Raw genomic sequence first — 18,248 nt, 5'->3', positions numbered from 1 at the left:
TTTAAGTTATTGAAATTAAATTAGAAAATTATTTGATTATTCACACATTGAAGTTGGCACACTAATTGTATTGATAACACTAAGAGTTTAACGAACTGGTTGAAGCAGGCACTTCCTGCTTAGCAAGTTATTACGGTCAGTGCTTCCAACTGAGATTAAGCTGGCCGCTTCGCAAGAACTTGCGAACTCATTAGGAGAGCAAACTATGACCATTACTGTAAATACTAACGTGTCGGCAATGACTGCCCAACGTTACCTGAATAAGGCCACGGGGGAACTCAATACCTCGATGGAACGATTGTCTTCAGGTCAGAAAATTAATAGTGCAAAAGACGATGCTGCGGGGCTTCAGATCTCTAACCGACTGACCGCTCAGTCTCGTGGTTTGGATGTGGCTATGCGCAATGCCAATGACGGTATTTCTATTGCGCAGACTGCGGAAGGGGCAATGAACGAGTCTACGTCAATTTTGCAACGTATTCGTGACTTGTCGCTACAATCGGCAAACGGCACAAACTCAGCATCAGAGCGTCAGGCACTGCATGAAGAAGTTGCAGCGTTGCAAGATGAGCTGAACCGTATTGCTGAAACCACGTCGTTTGGTGGTCGTAAGCTACTTAACGGTTCATTTGGTGAAGCCTCTTTCCAAATCGGTGCGAGCTCAGGTGAGGCCATTATCATGGGGCTTACCAGTATCCGAGCGGATGAACCACGCATGGGTGGGCAAAGTTTTGTTTCTTCTCTTGAAAAAGCAAAAGATAAAGATTGGGGTGTTCCCCCAACAGCGAAAGATATTAAATTTGAGTTTACGACCAAGGATGGCGAAGCCATCACCTTAGATATCATTGCTAAAGAAGGTGATGATATTGAGGAAGTGGCAACCTATATCAATGGTCAAACCCAAAAATTGAAAGCATCGGTAGACGAAGAAGGTCGATTGCAGATCTTTGCTGCTGAACCAAACCTTGAGGGTAACCTGAATATCTCTGGTGGCTTAGCGAGTGAACTTGGTCTCGAAGGTGGTCCGGGCGTGCAAACAACAGTACAAAATATTGATGTTCGCTCAGTGGGTGGCGCTCAAAATGCGGTAGGTATTATTGATGCCGCGCTAAGATATGTTGATTCACAGCGCGCAGATTTAGGTGCTAAGCAAAACCGACTCAGCCACAGTATTAATAACTTGGCAAATATCCAAGAAAACGTAGAGGCATCAAATAGTCGAATTCGCGATACTGATTTTGCGAAAGAGACTACTGCGATGACCAAAGCTCAAATTCTGCAACAGGCAGGTACTTCGATCCTTGCCCAAGCAAAACAGTTGCCAAACTCTGCAATGTCATTATTGCAGTAGTCATGAATATCTTCACTAACGTATACCCAGACGTGGGGTTAGTGAAGGTGTTTAGGCAAGCATAAGTGATAAGTTAACGAAGCTCTCTCACATTAGCTCTTGTTTGCTGGCACTTATGTACACGGCAGCCAGGCTGTGATCATTTCTCTCGATCTCCACAATGGCTACCACACTAGCCCCGGTTCTCTCAAAGGAAAAGGGGCTTTTTCTTTGCTCCTTTTCTGCTGAATTCCACTTGATTCTCCTCTTAAGCCCCCCGGCCGTTTCGACTAAATCTTTAACCATTGATTTCATATCTGCCGTAACGATCAATATATTTATGGTTAACCCTTTTTTTCTTAGGAATTTTTAAAATTGCTCTAAAGTTAATCATCTCTTCGTCGTTAATAAGGTTACTTTGAGAGAACTTGGTTTACCGAGACGTCGGAAACCTTTCGAAACTTCCGAACTACGGAAAATCAATAGGAGTAACCACTATGGCGGTTAATGTAAACACGAATGTTGCGGCAATGACTGCACAGCGCTACTTAAACAGCGCAACTAGTGCACAACAATCCTCAATGGAACGTTTATCTTCTGGTTTTAAGATCAATAGCGCGAAAGATGATGCTGCAGGTATGCAGATCTCTAACCGCTTGAATGTGCAAAGCCGAGGCTTAGATGTCGCTGTACGTAATGCAAATGATGGTATTTCGATGGCGCAGACAGCTGAAGGCGCGATGAATGAAACGACCAACATTCTGCAACGTATGCGTGATCTATCGCTACAATCGGCGAACGGCTCAAACTCTAAGTCTGAACGTGTGGCGATTCAAGAAGAGATTACGGCACTGAATGATGAGCTAAACCGTATTGCTGAGACGACTTCATTTGGTGGTAACAAACTACTTAATGGCACGTTCGCGACCAAATCATTCCAGATTGGTGCAGATAACGGCGAAGCCGTCATGTTAACGATGAACAATATGCGTAGTGACAACTCTATGATGGGTGGTAATAGCTATGTTGCAGCCAATGCGAAAGATAAAGATTGGGGAGTTCAAGCGGGTTCCAATGATCTGACTATTTCACTGACAGATGTATTTGGTGAGCAGCAAAATATCACTATCAACGCAAAAGAAGGTGATGATATTGAGGAGCTGGCAACTTACATTAATGGTCAGACTGACATGGTTAAAGCATCAGTTGGTGACGATGGCAACCTTCAAATCTTTACTGACAACAATCGAGTTTCTGGTGAAGCGACATTTGGTGGCGCCTTGGCTGGTGAGTTGAGCATGGGGCCTGCGCAAGCGGTAACCGTTGACACTATCGATGTGACTTCTGTTGCGGGCGCTCAGGAAGCGGTTGCGATTGTTGACTCTGCATTGAAGTTCGTTGATAGTCACCGTGCAGAATTAGGTGCATTCCAAAACCGATTCGGCCATGCAATCAGTAACTTAGATAACATTAATGAAAATGTGAATGCTTCTAAGAGCCGTATCAAAGATACTGATTTCGCTAAAGAAACTACTGCATTAACAAAAGCTCAGATTCTTTCCCAAGCATCGAGTTCTGTTCTTGCTCAAGCAAAGCAGGCGCCCAACTCAGCGTTGGGGCTTCTAGGCTAAGAAAGTGATTTCGAAGCAAAATAGACAGTCATGACTTAAGTAAAAATCCAGCCTAGGCTGGATTTTTTATATCTGAGAAATGCCTATGACTGATAAAAGAAAACCCAGCTAAAGCTGGGTTTTTTATCATGGTGCGGAAGGAGAGACTTGAACTCTCACACCTTGCGGCGCCAGAACCTAAATCTGGTGCGTCTACCAATTCCGCCACTTCCGCATCTTATTCTGTAGTTATCTCGGACATTGGTAAATCGAAGTAACTTTGTATTGATGGTGGCTACGACGGGATTCGAACCTGTGACCCCATCATTATGAGTGATGTGCTCTAACCAGCTGAGCTACGTAGCCATGTGATTAAGATGGTGCGGAAGGAGAGACTTGAACTCTCACACCTTGCGGCGCCAGAACCTAAATCTGGTGCGTCTACCAATTCCGCCACTTCCGCATCTTAATCTGTGGTTATCAAGACAATTGGTAAAGTCTCAATAACGTTGTGTATGGCAGGTCTACCTGGATTCGAACCAGGGAATGGCGGCATCAAAAGCCGCTGCCTTACCACTTGGCGATAGACCTGCAGTGTGACAACTCAACGAGTCATCTAGATAATGGTGCGGAAGGAGAGACTTGAACTCTCACACCTTGCGGCGCCAGAACCTAAATCTGGTGCGTCTACCAATTCCGCCACTTCCGCATCTTATTCTGTTGTTATCTCGATCATTGGTAAATCGAAGTAACCTTGTATTGATGGTGGCTACGACGGGATTCGAACCTGTGACCCCATCATTATGAGTGATGTGCTCTAACCAGCTGAGCTACGTAGCCATAGTGATTAAGATGGTGCGGAAGGAGAGACTTGAACTCTCACACCTTGCGGCGCCAGAACCTAAATCTGGTGCGTCTACCAATTCCGCCACTTCCGCATCTTAATCTGTAGTTATCAAGACAATTGGTAAAGTCTCAATAACGTTGTGTATGGCAGGTCTACCTGGATTCGAACCAGGGAATGGCGGCATCAAAAGCCGCTGCCTTACCACTTGGCGATAGACCTGCAGTGTGATAACTCATCGAGTTATCTAGATAATGGTGCGGAAGGAGAGACTTGAACTCTCACACCTTGCGGCGCCAGAACCTAAATCTGGTGCGTCTACCAATTCCGCCACTTCCGCATCTTAATCTGTAGTTATCAAGACAATTGGTAAAGTCTCAATAACGTTGTGTATGGCAGGTCTACCTGGATTCGAACCAGGGAATGGCGGCATCAAAAGCCGCTGCCTTACCACTTGGCGATAGACCTGCAGTGTGACAACTCATCGAGTTATCTAGATAATGGTGCGGAAGGAGAGACTTGAACTCTCACACCTTGCGGCGCCAGAACCTAAATCTGGTGCGTCTACCAATTCCGCCACTTCCGCATCTTAATCTGTAGTTATCAAGACAATTGGTAAAGTCTCAATAACGTTGTGTATGGCAGGTCTACCTGGATTCGAACCAGGGAATGGCGGCATCAAAAGCCGCTGCCTTACCACTTGGCGATAGACCTGCAGTGTGATAACTCATCGAGTTATCTAGATAATGGTGCGGAAGGAGAGACTTGAACTCTCACACCTTGCGGCGCCAGAACCTAAATCTGGTGCGTCTACCAATTCCGCCACTTCCGCATCTTAATCTGTGGTTATCAAGACAATTGGTAAAGTCTCAATAACGTTGTGTATGGCAGGTCTACCTGGATTCGAACCAGGGAATGGCGGCATCAAAAGCCGCTGCCTTACCGCTTGGCGATAGACCTGCAGGCATAGTCCTAAGACTATTCAATTTATGGTGCGGAAGGAGAGACTTGAACTCTCACACCTTGCGGCGCCAGAACCTAAATCTGGTGCGTCTACCAATTCCGCCACTTCCGCATAAATTGTTATTTGTAGAGTATATCAAGATGGTGCGGAAGGAGAGACTTGAACTCTCACACCTTGCGGCGCCAGAACCTAAATCTGGTGCGTCTACCAATTCCGCCACTTCCGCAACTTGAATCTACAGGACCGTTAGCCAAAAGCTAGCAGTCAAAATAAATGGTGGCTACGACGGGATTCGAACCTGTGACCCCATCATTATGAGTGATGTGCTCTAACCAGCTGAGCTACGTAGCCACTCGTGAGCGAGACAATATAAACTTTCACGCTCTCAGTGACAAGCCCTTTTTCCCAAAGGCTTACACTTTAAATAAATGGCAGGTCTACCTGGATTCGAACCAGGGAATGGCGGCATCAAAAGCCGCTGCCTTACCGCTTGGCGATAGACCTGCAGGCATAGCCCTAAGACTATTCAATTTATGGTGCGGAAGGAGAGACTTGAACTCTCACACCTTGCGGCGCCAGAACCTAAATCTGGTGCGTCTACCAATTCCGCCACTTCCGCATTGATTCCTAAAAACTCTTAAATAAGAGCGCTTAGGAATGGTGGCTACGACGGGATTCGAACCTGTGACCCCATCATTATGAGTGATGTGCTCTAACCAGCTGAGCTACGTAGCCATATCATGTTTTGTACCTTCAAATAAGTTAGCTTATTGTCGGGAACGGCGCGCATTATGCGAAGTTGAGGCAAAGCCGTCAATAGTTTTTTTGAAGAAATCAGGATAAATCAACTGTTCGGTTTCTTTTTAAACAAAGAGGCGTGTTAATGATCGAAAAGTGATAACAAAATGTCATGCATTTATCGATTTAATTTAGAGGATCTAGTCGGCATAAAAAATAAAGCCAGCACTAAGGCTGGCTTTGAAAGTCAATAACTTGCAAGGAAATTATACGTTGAAGCGGAAGTGAACAACGTCACCATCTTTAACGATATAATCTTTACCTTCTAAACGCCATTTACCTGCGTCTTTTGCACCACTTTCACCGTTGTATTCGATGAAGTCATCGTAGCCGACCACTTCGGCACGAATGAAGCCTTTTTCAAAGTCAGTGTGAATCTTACCAGCCGCCTGTGGTGCTGTAGCTCCTACAGGAATTGTCCATGCACGTACTTCTTTAACGCCAGCAGTGAAATAGGTATGAAGGGTTAGTAGTTCATAACCTGAACGGATCACTCGATTCAAACCAGGCTCTTCAATACCCATATCCGCTAGGAACTCTTCACGATCCTCGTCTTCAAGCTCTGAAAGCTCAGACTCAATTGCTGCGCACACAGGAACAACGACATTGTTCTCTTTCTCAGCAAATTCACGCACTGCATCTAGATAAGGGTTGTCTTCGAAACCATCTTCGTTAACGTTGGCAATGTACATTGTTGGTTTTAGAGTCAGGAAGTTGAGGTAACCAATAGCCGCAAGTTCTTCTTTACTCAGTTCAACAGTGCGGGCCATGCCGCCTTCAGTTAAAACGGGCAATAGCTTCTCTAGTACTGTCAGTTCGAACTTCGCGTCTTTGTCTCCACCTTTCGCTTTCTTGGCGTTACGCTGAATTGCGCGCTCACAAGAGTCTAAATCGGCCATAGCCAATTCAAGGTTGATGACTTCGATATCCTCAATCGGAGACACTTTACCAGCAACGTGAACGATGTTTTCATTTTCAAAACAACGGACAACGTGGCCAATCGCATCGGTTTCTCGGATGTTCGCTAGGAATTTGTTCCCTAAACCTTCACCTTTAGATGCACCTGCAACCAAGCCCGCAATGTCAACGAACTCCATTGTGGTTGGTAGAATTTTTTGTGGGTTAACAATTTTTGCCAGTGCATCAAGGCGTAGATCTGGCACAGGTACAACACCAGTGTTTGGTTCGATCGTACAAAACGGGAAGTTTGCTGCTTCGATACCTGCTTTAGTTAGTGCGTTGAACAGTGTTGATTTACCGACGTTTGGTAGACCAACGATGCCACATTTAAAACCCATGATAATAACCTTATTCTGCTTTGAACGTGTGTAGACGATTTTGTGCTTTTGACAAGCCATCCTTGAGTAGAATGTCTAAACAGCGAACAGACTCATCTGTTGCTGCCTCTAGCAGCTCTTGCTCTTTAGCGGGCGCTTTGCCCAGAACAAAACCGGCCACTTTATCTTTGTGCCCCGGATGCCCAATGCCAATCCGAAGACGATAAAAATCTTTGCAATTGCCTAGCTTACTGATGGTATCGCGCAGGCCATTATGACCACCATGTCCGCCCCCTTTCTTAAACTTAGCGACACCTGGAGGTAAATCCAGTTCATCGTGTGCCACCATAATTTCTTCAGGCTTAATTTGATAAAACTTCGCTACTGCGGCGATGGATTTACCTGAAAGGTTCATGAACGTAGTAGGGATGAGTAAGCGGAGATCCTGACCATTTATCATTATGCGTCCTGTAACCCCAAAAAACTTGGCTTCATTTTTTAGTGTGATGTTATGGACGCGAGCAAGCTCTTCTACTACCCAAGCACCAGCGTTATGACGAGTCCTAGCGTATTCAGGGCCGGGATTAGCAAGCCCTACGAGAAGTTTGATTTGTTGACTCAAGGTAAGGATCTCTCTTGGAATCTCAAAAAGCGCAGTATGATAGCACAGAATTATTATTGCGGGCGAGGTGTGCTTGAGCGTTTATTCTCTGGCATAAAAAAACACCCCGAAATGGGGTGTTTTGAGAAACTGACGAATTCGAAATTAATTAAACATCGCTGAAATCGATTCTTCGTTGCTGATACGACGAATTGCTTCTGCCAGCATGCGAGATAGGCTAAGTGTGGTGACTTTACCTGTTGCTTGCATTTCTTTTGACAGGGTAATGGAGTCCGTCACGATGACTTGATCCAGTACGGAGTTCTTAATGTTTTGTGCCGCGTTACCTGAGAAAACAGCATGTGTTGCATAGGCGAATACGCGCTTTGCCCCACGCTCTTTTAGAGCTTCTGCTGCTTTACATAGTGTGCCACCAGTGTCGATCATGTCATCAACGATTACACAGTCACGACCTTCAACATCACCGATAAGGTTCATTACTTCAGATACGTTAGCGCGTGGGCGACGCTTATCCACGATAGCAATATCGATATCACCTAGCGCTTTAGCGGTTGCACGAGCACGAACTACGCCACCCAAATCAGGGGAAACCACAACTGGGTTTTCTAGGCCACGCGCTTCCATGTCATCAAGAAGCACTGGAGTACCGAAGATGTTGTCTACTGGTACATCAAAGAAGCCTTGAATCTGCTCAGCGTGCAGGTCAATAGTTAGGACGCGATCAACGCCAACGTTAGAAAGGAAGTCAGCGACAACTTTTGCAGTGATTGGCACACGCGCTGAACGTACACGACGATCTTGGCGAGCATAACCAAAGTAAGGGATAACTGCTGTAATACGGCCCGCTGAAGCGCGGCGCATTGCGTCAATCATCACTACAAGTTCCATTAGGTTGTCGTTAGTTGGTGCGCAGGTAGATTGAATGATGAAAACATCACTACCACGTACGTTTTCGTTAATTTGTACAGCGACTTCGCCATCAGAAAAACGAGAAACACTTGCATCACCAAGAGAGATGTATAGACGATCAGCAATACGTTGGGCTAGTTCAGGTGTAGCGTTACCAGCAAATAGCTTCATATCAGGCACGGTGGAAACCTCGGGGTTGCGTCCAGTATTTAGATAGATATATTGTGGGCTAAGCGATACTTAGCAAGCGTCTCGTGTAAAGGAGAAATATTTTTTCCTTTCGCTATAAAAGCGGAGACGTTGTCAGGCACTTTTTCAAGAACCTCATTGGCCTCATTTTGGCTCGAAAACTCAGCAAAAACGCAGGATCCGGTTCCTGTCAGTCTAGACGGCGCGTATTGTAGCAGCCAAGAAAGTTGCTTATCAACCTCTGGGTACAGCATTCGAACAATTTTTTCGCAATCGTTTTCGTATGGGCTGTCAAGAAGTGTTGCCAAATCGCGCTTTGGTGTGTTTCGTGTCAGATCTGGATGGGTAAAAATATCCACTGTCGCAATCGCAACATTCGGTCTGACGACTAAATACCACTTTTCCTCGGGTTCTGCTTGGGTTAATTCTTCACCCACCCCTTCGGCAAATGCAGCGAAGCCTTGGACGAATACTGGGACATCTGCCCCAAGTTTTAGGCCAATGTCAGCTAATTCTTGCTCAGTTAAGTGAGTTTGCCATAGGTGATTCAGGGCAACTAAAACGGTTGCTGCGTTTGAAGAGCCGCCACCGATGCCACCCCCCATAGGCAAGCGTTTATTGAGGCTGATATCTGCGCCATATGCACAGCCGGTTTTGTTTTTCAAAGCCATCGCGGCTTTCCAGATGAGGTTGTCTTCAAGAGGAAGGCCCGGTAGCTCAGGTGTTAAAGTGATCGAGCCAGTCTCATTCGCTCTGATACTTATATCGTCACCAAAGTCAATGAACTGAAACAGCGTCTGCAGTTCGTGATAACCGTTTTCTCTTCGGCCCGTAATGTAAAGAAATAGATTGAGTTTTGCCGGTGATGGCCAATGGGTTGTTTCGCTGATCATTGTTCAAGATTCCATTTGGATATCACGATGTTAATTGATATATCGCCTTGTTTTAGCTTGAGCTTTTGTGGAAGAGGTAAAGCGCTACCTTGATATTGAATGTCTTGGTAATTGAGGTAATCAAGTTGCCAAACTTTATCGTTGATTTGTTTGGTCAATGAAGCGAGAGTGTGCGTCTCATTGAGTATATAACTGTCAGCCTCTGCAGGGCTGCCTAAGAACCAGCTATTGAGCTGTTCGATAGGGAGCGTCAAACCAGTCAGCCGATATATGAGAGACTGAGCGTCATGTGAAGTATAAGTTTCATCATCATAAGTCTCGACTAGTGCGCCGCTAGGTGTGATTTTTAGATTCAAAGCGGTCTGGCCGATAAAAGTCGTTAGGCGAAGTTGACTTAAATCTGGGCTGTATTTCCACTGAAAATTCAGAGATTGACGCTGTTTAGGGGAGATATAACCGAGTTTACCGTTGGACTGATATTGAGCAATACTGGCTAATCGTTGTTGATGCGTTTGCCACTCGACATTCGTTGTACTGGTGTTGAAAGTGGCACAACCCGACAGAATGAAACTAGAGAATAGAAAAATGAGTAAGGGACGAAAGTAAGTCGTCATTGGCGATTATTTATCCATTTAAGTCCTTGTCTTACGCCACACTATATCATTGAAATCACGAAGTCATGAAAACATATCCCGAATACCCTTTAATTAAATTGGGCCATCAAGTAAAATTCCGTCCTTGTTTGTTCATTCGCTGATTCAGAGAACCTCGATTACATGTCTTTGCTTGCTATAGGTATTAACCACAATACAGCTTCGGTAGAGTTGCGTGAGAAAGTCGCATTTGGGCCGGAGAAGTTACCTCAAGCACTGAAGCAATTAGGCGATAACCCTCTTGTCAACGGCAGCGTTATTGTCTCAACCTGTAACCGTACTGAAATCTACTGCGATGTTAAACCTTCTGGAAAAAGCAAAGTTATTGATTGGCTTGCGCAATTTCACCAAGTAAGCCCAGAAGATCTAAAACCCAGTCTCTATATTCATGAAGAGCAAGCTGCTATTCGCCATTTAATGCGAGTGTCTTGTGGTTTAGATTCCCTAGTGTTAGGCGAACCGCAAATTCTAGGGCAAGTTAAACAAGCTTATTCGGATTCTCGCGAGCACAAAGCGGTGGATACCGCGATGGACAAGCTCTTCCAGAAGACATTTTCTGTGGCAAAACGTGTCAGAACAGAAACCGATATTGGTGGTAATGCTGTCTCTGTAGCGTATGCCGCTTGTACCTTAGCGAAACACATCTTTGAATCGTTACAAGATTCGACAGTATTATTGGTGGGTGCGGGTGAGACGATAGAGCTGGTTGCTAAGCATCTGGCGAGCAACGGCTGTAGCAAGATGATCGTGGCTAACCGTACTCGTGAGCGTGCTATGCCACTTGCCGAGCAGTTTGGTGCCCAGATTATCGGCTTACCGGAAATACCAGAACATCTCCCTCGCGCTGATATTGTGATAAGCTCCACCGCCAGTCCATTGCCGATCATTGGTAAGGGAATGGTCGAAACCGCTTTAAAAACTCGTCGTCACCAGCCCATTTTATTGGTGGATATCGCTGTCCCGCGTGATATTGAGTCGCAAGTGGCAGAGCTCGATGATGCGTATCTCTACTCCGTGGATGACTTGCAGTCGATTGTTGAGAACAACATGGAGCAGCGAAAAGTGGAAGCGATTCAAGCGGAAGCGATTGTCAGTGAAGAGAGCGCCACCTTTATGTCTTGGCTACGCTCCCTGCAAGCGGTTGACAGTATCCGCGATTACCGTAAATCTGCCAATGACATACGAGAAGATTTACTGAGTAAAAGCCTCCAATCTTTGGCAGCCGGTGCGGATCCAGAAAAGGTTCTGCTTGAGCTAAGTAATAAGCTGACAAATAAATTGATTCATGCTCCAACCCGAGCGCTGCAAAGTGCAGCGGAGCAAGGCGAGCCAGCTAAGCTCGCCACGCTAAGACAAAGTTTGGGTCTGGAAGACTCCTAATTTCTTTGGTCGTGAAAGACGTCCAATTTATCGAACCCTGAGTTAAGAAAACTATGAAAGCCTCGATTCTAACTAAGCTAGAAACATTGGTTGAACGTTATGAAGAAGTTCAACATCTGCTTGGCGATCCTGATGTGATCGGTGACCAAGACAAATTCCGCGCATTGTCAAAAGAGTACTCTCAGTTAGAGGAAGTGACTAAGTGTTTCCAAGCCTACCAGCAAGCACAAGAAGATTTGGTCGCGGCTGAAGAAATGGCGAAGGAAGACGATGCAGAAATGCGTGAAATGGCTCAGGAAGAGGTCAAAGAAGCACAAGACACTATCGAGCGTTTGAGTGAAGAGTTGCAAATTCTGCTGCTGCCAAAAGATCCAAATGATGATCGCAACTGCTTCCTCGAAATCCGAGCTGGGGCTGGGGGAGATGAAGCGGGCATCTTTGCAGGTGACTTATTCCGTATGTACAGCAAGTTTGCAGAGAAGAAAGGCTGGCGTGTTGAAGTCATGTCTTCAAATGAAGCAGAGCACGGCGGCTATAAAGAAATGATCGCTAAGGTCACTGGGGAAGGGGCTTACGGGGTACTTAAGTTTGAGTCAGGGGGCCACCGCGTTCAGCGAGTTCCAGCGACCGAATCTCAGGGACGTGTGCATACTTCGGCATGTACTGTCGCTATCATGGCTGAAATTCCAGAAGCAGAAATCCCGGAAATCAAAGCGGCTGATCTGAAAATTGATACTTTCCGTGCCTCTGGTGCGGGTGGGCAGCACGTTAACACCACAGATTCCGCTATTCGTATCACTCACTTGCCTACAGGTACGGTAGTTGAATGTCAGGACGAACGCTCACAGCACAAGAACAAAGCGAAGGCCATGTCGGTTCTTGCGGCTCGAATCATTCAGGCAGAAGAAGCAAAACGCGCTGCGGAAGAGTCTGATACTCGACGAAATCTACTTGGTTCAGGGGATCGCAGTGATCGCATCCGTACCTATAACTACCCGCAAGGCCGTGTCTCTGATCACCGTATTAACTTGACTATCTACCGACTGAACGAAGTGATGGAAGGGGATCTAGCCAGCTTGGTGGACCCAGTGATGCAAGAGCATCAAGCTGATCAGCTTGCGGCACTTGCAGAGAACAACTAATCAATGGCAGCAGCACACAGTGTTGAAAACACACTAAAGAGTGCCGTCGAAAAGCTTCAGAAGAGTGGCAGCGATTCGCCTGCTCTTGATGCGGCGGTACTGCTTTGCCACACCCTCAATAAACCTCGCGCCTTTCTACTGACGTGGCCTGATAAAATTCTTGAGCCAGAGGAATTACTGGCTTTTGAAAAGACGTTGCAAAGGCGGCTCAGCGGTGAACCGGTCGCTTACATTACTGGTGAGCGCGAGTTTTGGTCCTTACCACTGAAAGTGGCACCCAGTACACTTATTCCCCGTCCAGATACAGAGCGTTTGGTTGAAGTTGCTTTAGAGAAAGCCATTGAAAATCAGGGTGATATTTTAGATTTAGGCACTGGGACCGGCGCAATTGCGCTCGCCATTGCTTCAGAGTTACCAAACCGGCAAGTATGGGGGATCGACCTCAAGCAAGAAGCTAAGTGGTTAGCAGAGTCCAATGCTGAGCTCTTGGGGATTCGTAACGCTAAATTTTTATCAGGCAGTTGGTTTGAACCACTAGGAGCTGGTACAAAGTTTGCTCTCATAGTGTCAAACCCTCCTTATATCGAAGCGCAAGACCCACATCTAAAACAAGGGGATGTTCGATTTGAGCCTTTGAGTGCGTTGGTTGCAAAAGATAATGGACTGGCAGATATCATACATATCGCCAAGCAATCGGTGACATTTTTGCTGCCTGATGGGTGGCTGATGTTTGAACATGGGTATGACCAAGGAGCTTCAGTGAGAGCTATTTTAGACTCACTGGGGTTCCAGAATATTACTACTTATAAAGACTACGGCGAGAATGACCGTGTGACCATAGGTCAGTTTTCTCCAGGGAAGCAAGAGAGATAATTATGTACGAAGGGTTGAAGCACTTTCATTTATTGACGATCGCTATCAGTGCCACTTTATTGTCTGTGCGTTATGCGATGATGATGGCAAATTCCGCTTTGGTAGAGAAGAAGTTTTTTAAGGTCTTCCCCCACATTAACGATACCTGCTTGTTGCTGTCTGGTATTGGTCTGATTTTTATCACTGGATTTATTCCTTTTACTCCAGCTGCACCTTGGCTGACAGAAAAGATCACTTGTGTATTGGCTTATATTGCATTGGGCTTTTTTGCACTTAAGTTAGGTAAAAATAAACTGCTACGTACGTTTTCCTTCTTTGGGGCACTGGGTTGGCTTGCAATGGCGGGTAAAGTGGCAGTAAGCAAAGCTCCAATATTTTTAGGTTAAGCGGGACTAGGAACTATTCATGCTTGAGTTGTTTGATGAAGATTTTGACGCTATTGAATTGGTAGAAGGAGCGCTCATATTAAATAAAGCGATTAATCCTGCTACCAATGTTCAATGGGCTGAGAGAGAACTGCATCGATTGCTGAAAGAAGCAGAACTCTGTCTCAGTCAAGAAGGAGATGAAAAGCAACGGTTTGACTCCTTATTGAGGCTTTTCTATCACGAGTGGGGGTTCGCTGGGGATCAGGAGGCTTACTACGACTCTTCGAATGCTTTTATCGACAAGGTCCTCGAGCGTCGAAAAGGCATCCCGGTCAGTTTAGGAGCGCTGTTACTTTACCTAGGGCGAAAGTTAGGCTTTCCTCTGACAGGTGTCACTTTTCCAAGCCAGTTTTTGTTAAAACTAGAATGGTATGGTGAGAGCCCGCAATTTATTAATCCATTTAGTGGGGAGTATGTCTCTAAACATGTATTAGGGGCATGGTTGATTGGTCATAGTGGGCCATTGGCGACTCTCGAAGCTAAACACCTTAAGTCTGTCGATAACCCAACCGTGATTGGCCGTTGGCTGGCACTGATTAAAAGCGCCTTACTGCGTGAGGAACGCTATACTTTGGCCCTGAGGTGTACTGACCTAGCACTGACTTTCGTGCCGGATGACCCGTATGAGATACGCGATCGTGGATTCATCTACCAGCAGCTCGACTGCCATCAGGTCGCATTGAGTGACTATCAATACTTTATTGAGCAGTGCCCTGATGACCCAGCAGCAGAGCTGTTAAAAAATCAAGTTAACGCCATGAGTGGGACTCAGGTGACACTCCATTAGTCCAGCTTCGGGTTGGCCTACACAGAGAAATAGAGAGAAAAAAATGGAACAGAAAATCGTTCATGTTGGTGACATTCCAGTGGCTAACGACAAGCCGTTTACTTTGTTTGCGGGTATGAATGTTCTTGAATCTCGTGATCTGGCTATGCAGATCTGTGAGCACTATGTCAAAGTGACCGAAAAGCTTGGCATCCCTTACGTGTTCAAAGCATCTTTTGATAAAGCGAACCGCAGCTCTGTTCATTCGTATCGCGGTCCAGGCCTAGAAGAAGGTATGAAAATCTTCCAAGAGCTGAAAGATACGTTCGGTGTAAAAATTATCACCGATGTACACACAGAAGCTCAGGCACAGCCCGTGGCTGACGTGGTTGACGTGATTCAGCTACCTGCGTTTTTGGCTCGCCAAACTGACCTTGTTGAAGCGATGGCGAAAACAGGCGCAGTGATTAATGTGAAAAAGCCTCAATTTATGAGCCCTGGTCAGGTGGGTAATATCGTAGAAAAATTCGCGGAATGTGGTAACGAAAACATTATTCTTTGTGAGCGAGGCTCTTGCCATGGCTATGATAACCTAGTGGTTGATATGCTGGGTTTTGGTGTGATGAAAAAAGCGTCAAAAGGTAGCCCAATTATCTTTGATGTGACCCATTCACTGCAAATGCGCGACCCTTCAGGTGCAGCTTCTGGCGGTCGCCGTGAGCAGACTGTTGAATTGGCAAAAGCAGGTTTAGCAACGGGTATTGCTGGTTTATTTATCGAAGCGCATCCGAACCCTGAAAAAGCAAGATGTGATGGCCCGTCAGCGTTGCCATTAGATAAGTTGGAACCTTTCCTAGCGCAAATGAAAGCGCTAGATGACTTGATTAAAGGTTTTGAGCATATTGACATCAAATAGTGAGCGGATGTTGAGAAAAGGTTAGCCATGTGGCTAACCTTTTTTGTTTCAGACGGCTTATAAATCGATGAAACTCTTGTTAAAGCCGGAGTTATGTTTTCGTTCTTTGTTGAGTAAACGCTCAACCTCACACTTGCCGTTTGGTGATGTTAACTCACAGTCAAACGTTTGCTTGTGACCGTTTGATAGAACAGGTGTAATTATGCTGCTTTGTTACACACTTAAATGTCAATTAGGGTGATCTAATCTACATAAATATGAAATCAAGATGCCACCCCAAATAGCTTAATTTAAACTAGTTCAAGTTTTACTGAGTTCTCAGCGACTGATTGCTGAGCATGTCTGTTCAATAGGCACAGTATCTAATGCAGTGGAAACCCAATAGTTCAAAGGTATGACAATGAAGCAACGCCTGATTGTAAAAACCGCTCTAAGCGCAGCAATTCTTGCCACTCTAGCAGGGTGTGCGACAGCACCTCAGCAAGAGTGGGAAGCGGATAAAACTTATAAGCTGACCGTTCTACACACGAATGACCATCACGGTCGTTTCTGGCAGAACAAATACGGCGAGTACGGCATGGCTGCTCGCAAAACATTGGTTGATGAGCTGCGTGCAGAAGTAGAAGCCGATGGTGGTAGTGTGCTGCTGCTTTCAGGTGGTGACATCAACACAGGTGTTCCAGAGTCTGACCTGCAAGATGCTGAGCCAGATTTTAAAGGCATGAACAAAATTGGTTACGATGCCATGGCTCTTGGTAACCATGAATTTGATAACCCACTTGAAGTGCTGTTTAAGCAGAAAGAGTGGGCAAACTTCCCGATGCTATCAGCAAACATCTATGACAAAAAAACGGGTGAGCGTATGTTCCAGGCTTACCAGATGTTTGATAAGCAGGGCATTAAGATTGCCGTTATTGGTCTAACCACTGAAGATACGGCGAAAATCGGTAATCCAGAGTTTATTGGTGGTATTGACTTCCGTGATCCTAAAGAAGAAGCGAAGAAGCTTATCGCTGAGATCGAAGAAACGGAAAAGCCCGATCTGATCTTTGCTGTGACTCACATGGGTCACTACGAAGACGGTAAGCGTGGTGTTAATGCTCCGGGTGACGTGGCTCTTGCTCGCTACCTAGACGAAGGCTCTTTGGATATGATCGTCGGTGGTCACTCTCAAGAGCCGGTATGTATGGAAGCGCCTAACGTCGTGAAGAAGAACTTCAAGCCTTCTGACGAATGTAAGCCAGATCTGCAAAACGGTACTTACATTGTTCAAGCTCACGAGTGGGGTAAATACGTAGGTCGAGCGGATTACGAATTCCGTAACGGTGAGCTAGAAATGGTGAGCTACGACCTGATCCCAGTTAACTTGAAGAAGAAGGTTAAGATCGACGGTAAGAAACAGCGTGTTCTTATTGAAGACGAAATCAAGCAGGACGAAGAGCTACTGGAGTTCCTACGTCCTTACCAAGAAAAAGGTAAAGCACAACTAGATGTTAAGATCGCAGAAACGAACGGTAAACTTGAAGGTGACCGTAATGTGGTTCGCTTCAAGCAGACTAACCTCGGCCGTCTTATCGCGACTGCACATATGGAACGTGCCAAAGCGGATTTTGCGGTAATGAACTCAGGTGGTGTTCGTGATTCCATTGAAGGTGGCGATGTAACGTACAAAGATGTGCTAACAGTACAACCATTCGCGAATATCCTGACTTACACTGACATGTCAGGTAAAGAAGTGCTGGATTACCTCAACGTAGTGGCAACTAAGCCTGTTGATTCTGGCGCTTACGCACAGTTTGCCGGTATCTCTATGACAGTGGCAGACGGTAAAGTATCTAATGTGTTCATTGGTGGTGAGCAACTTCGCCTTGATGAGACTTACCGTTTCACTATCCCAAGCTTTAACGCAGCGGGCGGTGATGGTTACCCTAAACTGACAGGTCACCCTGGTTATGTGAACACTGGTTTTGTCGATGCTGAGGTTCTAAAAGAGTACCTAGAAGCGAACAGCCCAGTTGATGTGAACAAGTACGCACCTGCTGGCGAGATTATTTACAAGTAAGTTGACTAAAATGTCGAAATCTCATTAACTTAAAAGCGCTGCACATTCTGCAGCGCTTTTTTTGTTATGTATCTAATGGAATCAGTATGACCCCAGCAATTAATCTCGCGAAGAAGAAAAAAGTGGCGCACACTATTCATCAATATGATCATGACCCTCGTGCAAATAGCTATGGTATGGAAGCGGTAGAGGCGCTGGGGCAAGATCCTGAACAAGTCTTTAAGACCTTACTGTTTAGCATAAACGGTGAACCTAAAAACTTAGCGGTTGCGGTGATACCAGTCGATCAAAAGCTGAACCTCAAGTTGGCTGCAAAAGCCGCGAAAGCAAAGAAAGCAGAGATGGCAAATCCAGAGATAGCTCAGAACACCACGGGATATATAGTGGGTGGCATTAGCCCACTTGGACAGAAAAAAGCACTACCAACATTTATACATCAGAGTGCCGAATACAGAGAGACGATCTGTGTCAGTGCAGGCAAGCGTGGGTTAGAGATTGAGCTTGCACCGAAAGATTTAGCCTCACTGACACGAGGTCAGTTTGCAGATTTATGCCTCTAGAGATTAAACGATAAGAGGGTTGATGCCATTAC

General features: G+C 45.7%; 15 protein-coding genes and 20 tRNA genes. 10 read left to right on the top strand and 25 right to left on the bottom strand.

Features of this window, described 5'->3' with window-relative positions; genetic code table 11:
* Positions 1-205: 205 nt before the first annotated feature.
* Together CTT30_RS11150 and CTT30_RS11145 are read left to right on the top strand one after the other, a co-directional pair.
* Positions 206-1,351 carry a flagellin gene (locus CTT30_RS11150; protein WP_239838280.1) on the top strand — a complete coding sequence of 382 codons (1,146 nt, stop codon included), beginning with the start codon at positions 206-208 and terminating at the stop codon, positions 1,349-1,351.
* A gap of 476 nt (positions 1,352-1,827) precedes the next feature.
* Positions 1,828-2,961: a flagellin gene (locus CTT30_RS11145; RefSeq protein ID WP_239838279.1), complete on the top strand. Its 1,134-nt coding sequence runs from the start codon at positions 1,828-1,830 to the stop codon at positions 2,959-2,961.
* Between the two features lie 129 nt (positions 2,962-3,090).
* Here CTT30_RS11145 and CTT30_RS11140 read toward each other — a convergent pair.
* From CTT30_RS11140 to lolB, 25 genes are all read right to left on the bottom strand, one after another.
* Positions 3,091-3,175 (bottom strand) — tRNA-Leu (locus tag CTT30_RS11140).
* A gap of 54 nt (positions 3,176-3,229) precedes the next feature.
* Positions 3,230-3,306 (bottom strand) — tRNA-Met (locus tag CTT30_RS11135).
* A 12-nt stretch (positions 3,307-3,318) separates the two neighbouring features.
* Positions 3,319-3,403, bottom strand: a tRNA-Leu gene (locus CTT30_RS11130).
* 53 nt (positions 3,404-3,456) lie between these two features.
* A tRNA-Gln gene (locus tag CTT30_RS11125) sits at positions 3,457-3,531 on the bottom strand.
* A gap of 33 nt (positions 3,532-3,564) precedes the next feature.
* A tRNA-Leu gene (locus CTT30_RS11120) sits at positions 3,565-3,649 on the bottom strand.
* A gap of 54 nt (positions 3,650-3,703) precedes the next feature.
* A tRNA-Met gene (locus CTT30_RS11115) sits at positions 3,704-3,780 on the bottom strand.
* 13 nt (positions 3,781-3,793) lie between these two features.
* Positions 3,794-3,878: transfer RNA gene (locus CTT30_RS11110), tRNA-Leu, on the bottom strand.
* 53 nt (positions 3,879-3,931) lie between these two features.
* Positions 3,932-4,006, bottom strand: a tRNA-Gln gene (locus CTT30_RS11105).
* Positions 4,007-4,039: 33 nt separating this feature from the next.
* Positions 4,040-4,124, bottom strand: a tRNA-Leu gene (locus CTT30_RS11100).
* 53 nt (positions 4,125-4,177) lie between these two features.
* A tRNA-Gln gene (locus tag CTT30_RS11095) sits at positions 4,178-4,252 on the bottom strand.
* 33 nt (positions 4,253-4,285) lie between these two features.
* Positions 4,286-4,370: transfer RNA gene (locus CTT30_RS11090), tRNA-Leu, on the bottom strand.
* A gap of 53 nt (positions 4,371-4,423) precedes the next feature.
* Positions 4,424-4,498: transfer RNA gene (locus CTT30_RS11085), tRNA-Gln, on the bottom strand.
* Between the two features lie 33 nt (positions 4,499-4,531).
* Positions 4,532-4,616 (bottom strand) — tRNA-Leu (locus CTT30_RS11080).
* A gap of 53 nt (positions 4,617-4,669) precedes the next feature.
* Positions 4,670-4,744, bottom strand: a tRNA-Gln gene (locus CTT30_RS11075).
* Between the two features lie 30 nt (positions 4,745-4,774).
* Positions 4,775-4,859, bottom strand: a tRNA-Leu gene (locus CTT30_RS11070).
* Positions 4,860-4,889: 30 nt separating this feature from the next.
* Positions 4,890-4,974 (bottom strand) — tRNA-Leu (locus CTT30_RS11065).
* Positions 4,975-5,022: 48 nt separating this feature from the next.
* Positions 5,023-5,099, bottom strand: a tRNA-Met gene (locus CTT30_RS11060).
* Between the two features lie 78 nt (positions 5,100-5,177).
* Positions 5,178-5,252: transfer RNA gene (locus tag CTT30_RS11055), tRNA-Gln, on the bottom strand.
* A 30-nt stretch (positions 5,253-5,282) separates the two neighbouring features.
* Positions 5,283-5,367 (bottom strand) — tRNA-Leu (locus CTT30_RS11050).
* 39 nt (positions 5,368-5,406) lie between these two features.
* Positions 5,407-5,483 (bottom strand) — tRNA-Met (locus tag CTT30_RS11045).
* Between the two features lie 269 nt (positions 5,484-5,752).
* Positions 5,753-6,844: a redox-regulated ATPase YchF gene (gene ychF / locus CTT30_RS11040; RefSeq protein ID WP_239838085.1), complete on the bottom strand. Its 1,092-nt coding sequence runs from the start codon at positions 6,842-6,844 to the stop codon at positions 5,753-5,755.
* 10 nt (positions 6,845-6,854) lie between these two features.
* Positions 6,855-7,445, bottom strand: coding sequence for an aminoacyl-tRNA hydrolase (gene pth / locus CTT30_RS11035; protein WP_239875592.1), 591 nt, complete (start codon positions 7,443-7,445; stop codon positions 6,855-6,857).
* 144 nt (positions 7,446-7,589) lie between these two features.
* A complete protein-coding gene (locus CTT30_RS11030) occupies positions 7,590-8,534 on the bottom strand; it encodes a ribose-phosphate pyrophosphokinase (RefSeq protein WP_239838087.1) in 945 nt (314 codons plus the stop codon).
* 29 nt (positions 8,535-8,563) lie between these two features.
* Positions 8,564-9,436 (bottom strand): 4-(cytidine 5'-diphospho)-2-C-methyl-D-erythritol kinase, encoded by an 873-nt coding sequence (gene ispE, locus CTT30_RS11025; protein ID WP_252035183.1) that lies wholly within the window; start codon positions 9,434-9,436, stop codon positions 8,564-8,566.
* Positions 9,433-10,050, bottom strand: coding sequence for a lipoprotein insertase outer membrane protein LolB (lolB, locus tag CTT30_RS11020; protein WP_252035182.1), 618 nt, complete (start codon positions 10,048-10,050; stop codon positions 9,433-9,435). The genes ispE and lolB overlap by 4 nt, the downstream gene beginning before the upstream one ends.
* 162 nt (positions 10,051-10,212) lie before the next feature.
* Here lolB and hemA point away from each other — a divergent pair, with 162 nt between their 5' ends.
* From hemA to ybaK, 8 genes are all read left to right on the top strand, one after another.
* Entirely contained in the window at positions 10,213-11,469 is a 1,257-nt protein-coding gene (hemA, locus tag CTT30_RS11015) for a glutamyl-tRNA reductase (protein WP_252035181.1), read from the top strand.
* Between the two features lie 53 nt (positions 11,470-11,522).
* Complete coding sequence (gene prfA, locus CTT30_RS11010) at positions 11,523-12,611, top strand: peptide chain release factor 1 (protein WP_252035180.1); 1,089 nt, start codon at positions 11,523-11,525, stop codon at positions 12,609-12,611.
* Between the two features lie 3 nt (positions 12,612-12,614).
* Positions 12,615-13,484, top strand: a complete 870-nt coding sequence (prmC, locus tag CTT30_RS11005) for a peptide chain release factor N(5)-glutamine methyltransferase (RefSeq protein WP_252035179.1) — start codon at positions 12,615-12,617, stop codon at positions 13,482-13,484.
* Between the two features lie 2 nt (positions 13,485-13,486).
* Complete coding sequence (locus tag CTT30_RS11000; RefSeq protein ID WP_239864866.1) at positions 13,487-13,870, top strand: SirB2 family protein; 384 nt, start codon at positions 13,487-13,489, stop codon at positions 13,868-13,870.
* Positions 13,871-13,889: 19 nt separating this feature from the next.
* The gene (locus CTT30_RS10995; protein ID WP_239838094.1) at positions 13,890-14,699 is read left to right on the top strand and encodes a SirB1 family protein; all 810 of its coding nucleotides are present in this window, start codon (positions 13,890-13,892) and stop codon (positions 14,697-14,699) included.
* Positions 14,700-14,742: 43 nt separating this feature from the next.
* Positions 14,743-15,594, top strand: a complete 852-nt coding sequence (gene kdsA / locus CTT30_RS10990) for a 3-deoxy-8-phosphooctulonate synthase (protein ID WP_239864864.1) — start codon at positions 14,743-14,745, stop codon at positions 15,592-15,594.
* A gap of 400 nt (positions 15,595-15,994) precedes the next feature.
* Positions 15,995-17,656, top strand: coding sequence for a bifunctional UDP-sugar hydrolase/5'-nucleotidase UshA (ushA, locus tag CTT30_RS10985; RefSeq protein WP_239864862.1), 1,662 nt, complete (start codon positions 15,995-15,997; stop codon positions 17,654-17,656).
* Positions 17,657-17,742: 86 nt separating this feature from the next.
* Positions 17,743-18,216: a Cys-tRNA(Pro) deacylase gene (ybaK, locus tag CTT30_RS10980; RefSeq protein WP_239838097.1), complete on the top strand. Its 474-nt coding sequence runs from the start codon at positions 17,743-17,745 to the stop codon at positions 18,214-18,216.
* The last annotated feature ends 32 nt before the right edge of the window (positions 18,217-18,248 follow it).

Source organism: Vibrio coralliilyticus, assembly GCF_024449095.1.
GTDB lineage: Bacteria > Pseudomonadota > Gammaproteobacteria > Enterobacterales > Vibrionaceae > Vibrio > Vibrio coralliilyticus_A.
The sequence above is the reverse complement of the archived record's forward strand: the minus strand, read 5'-3'. Positions and strand labels throughout refer to the sequence as shown.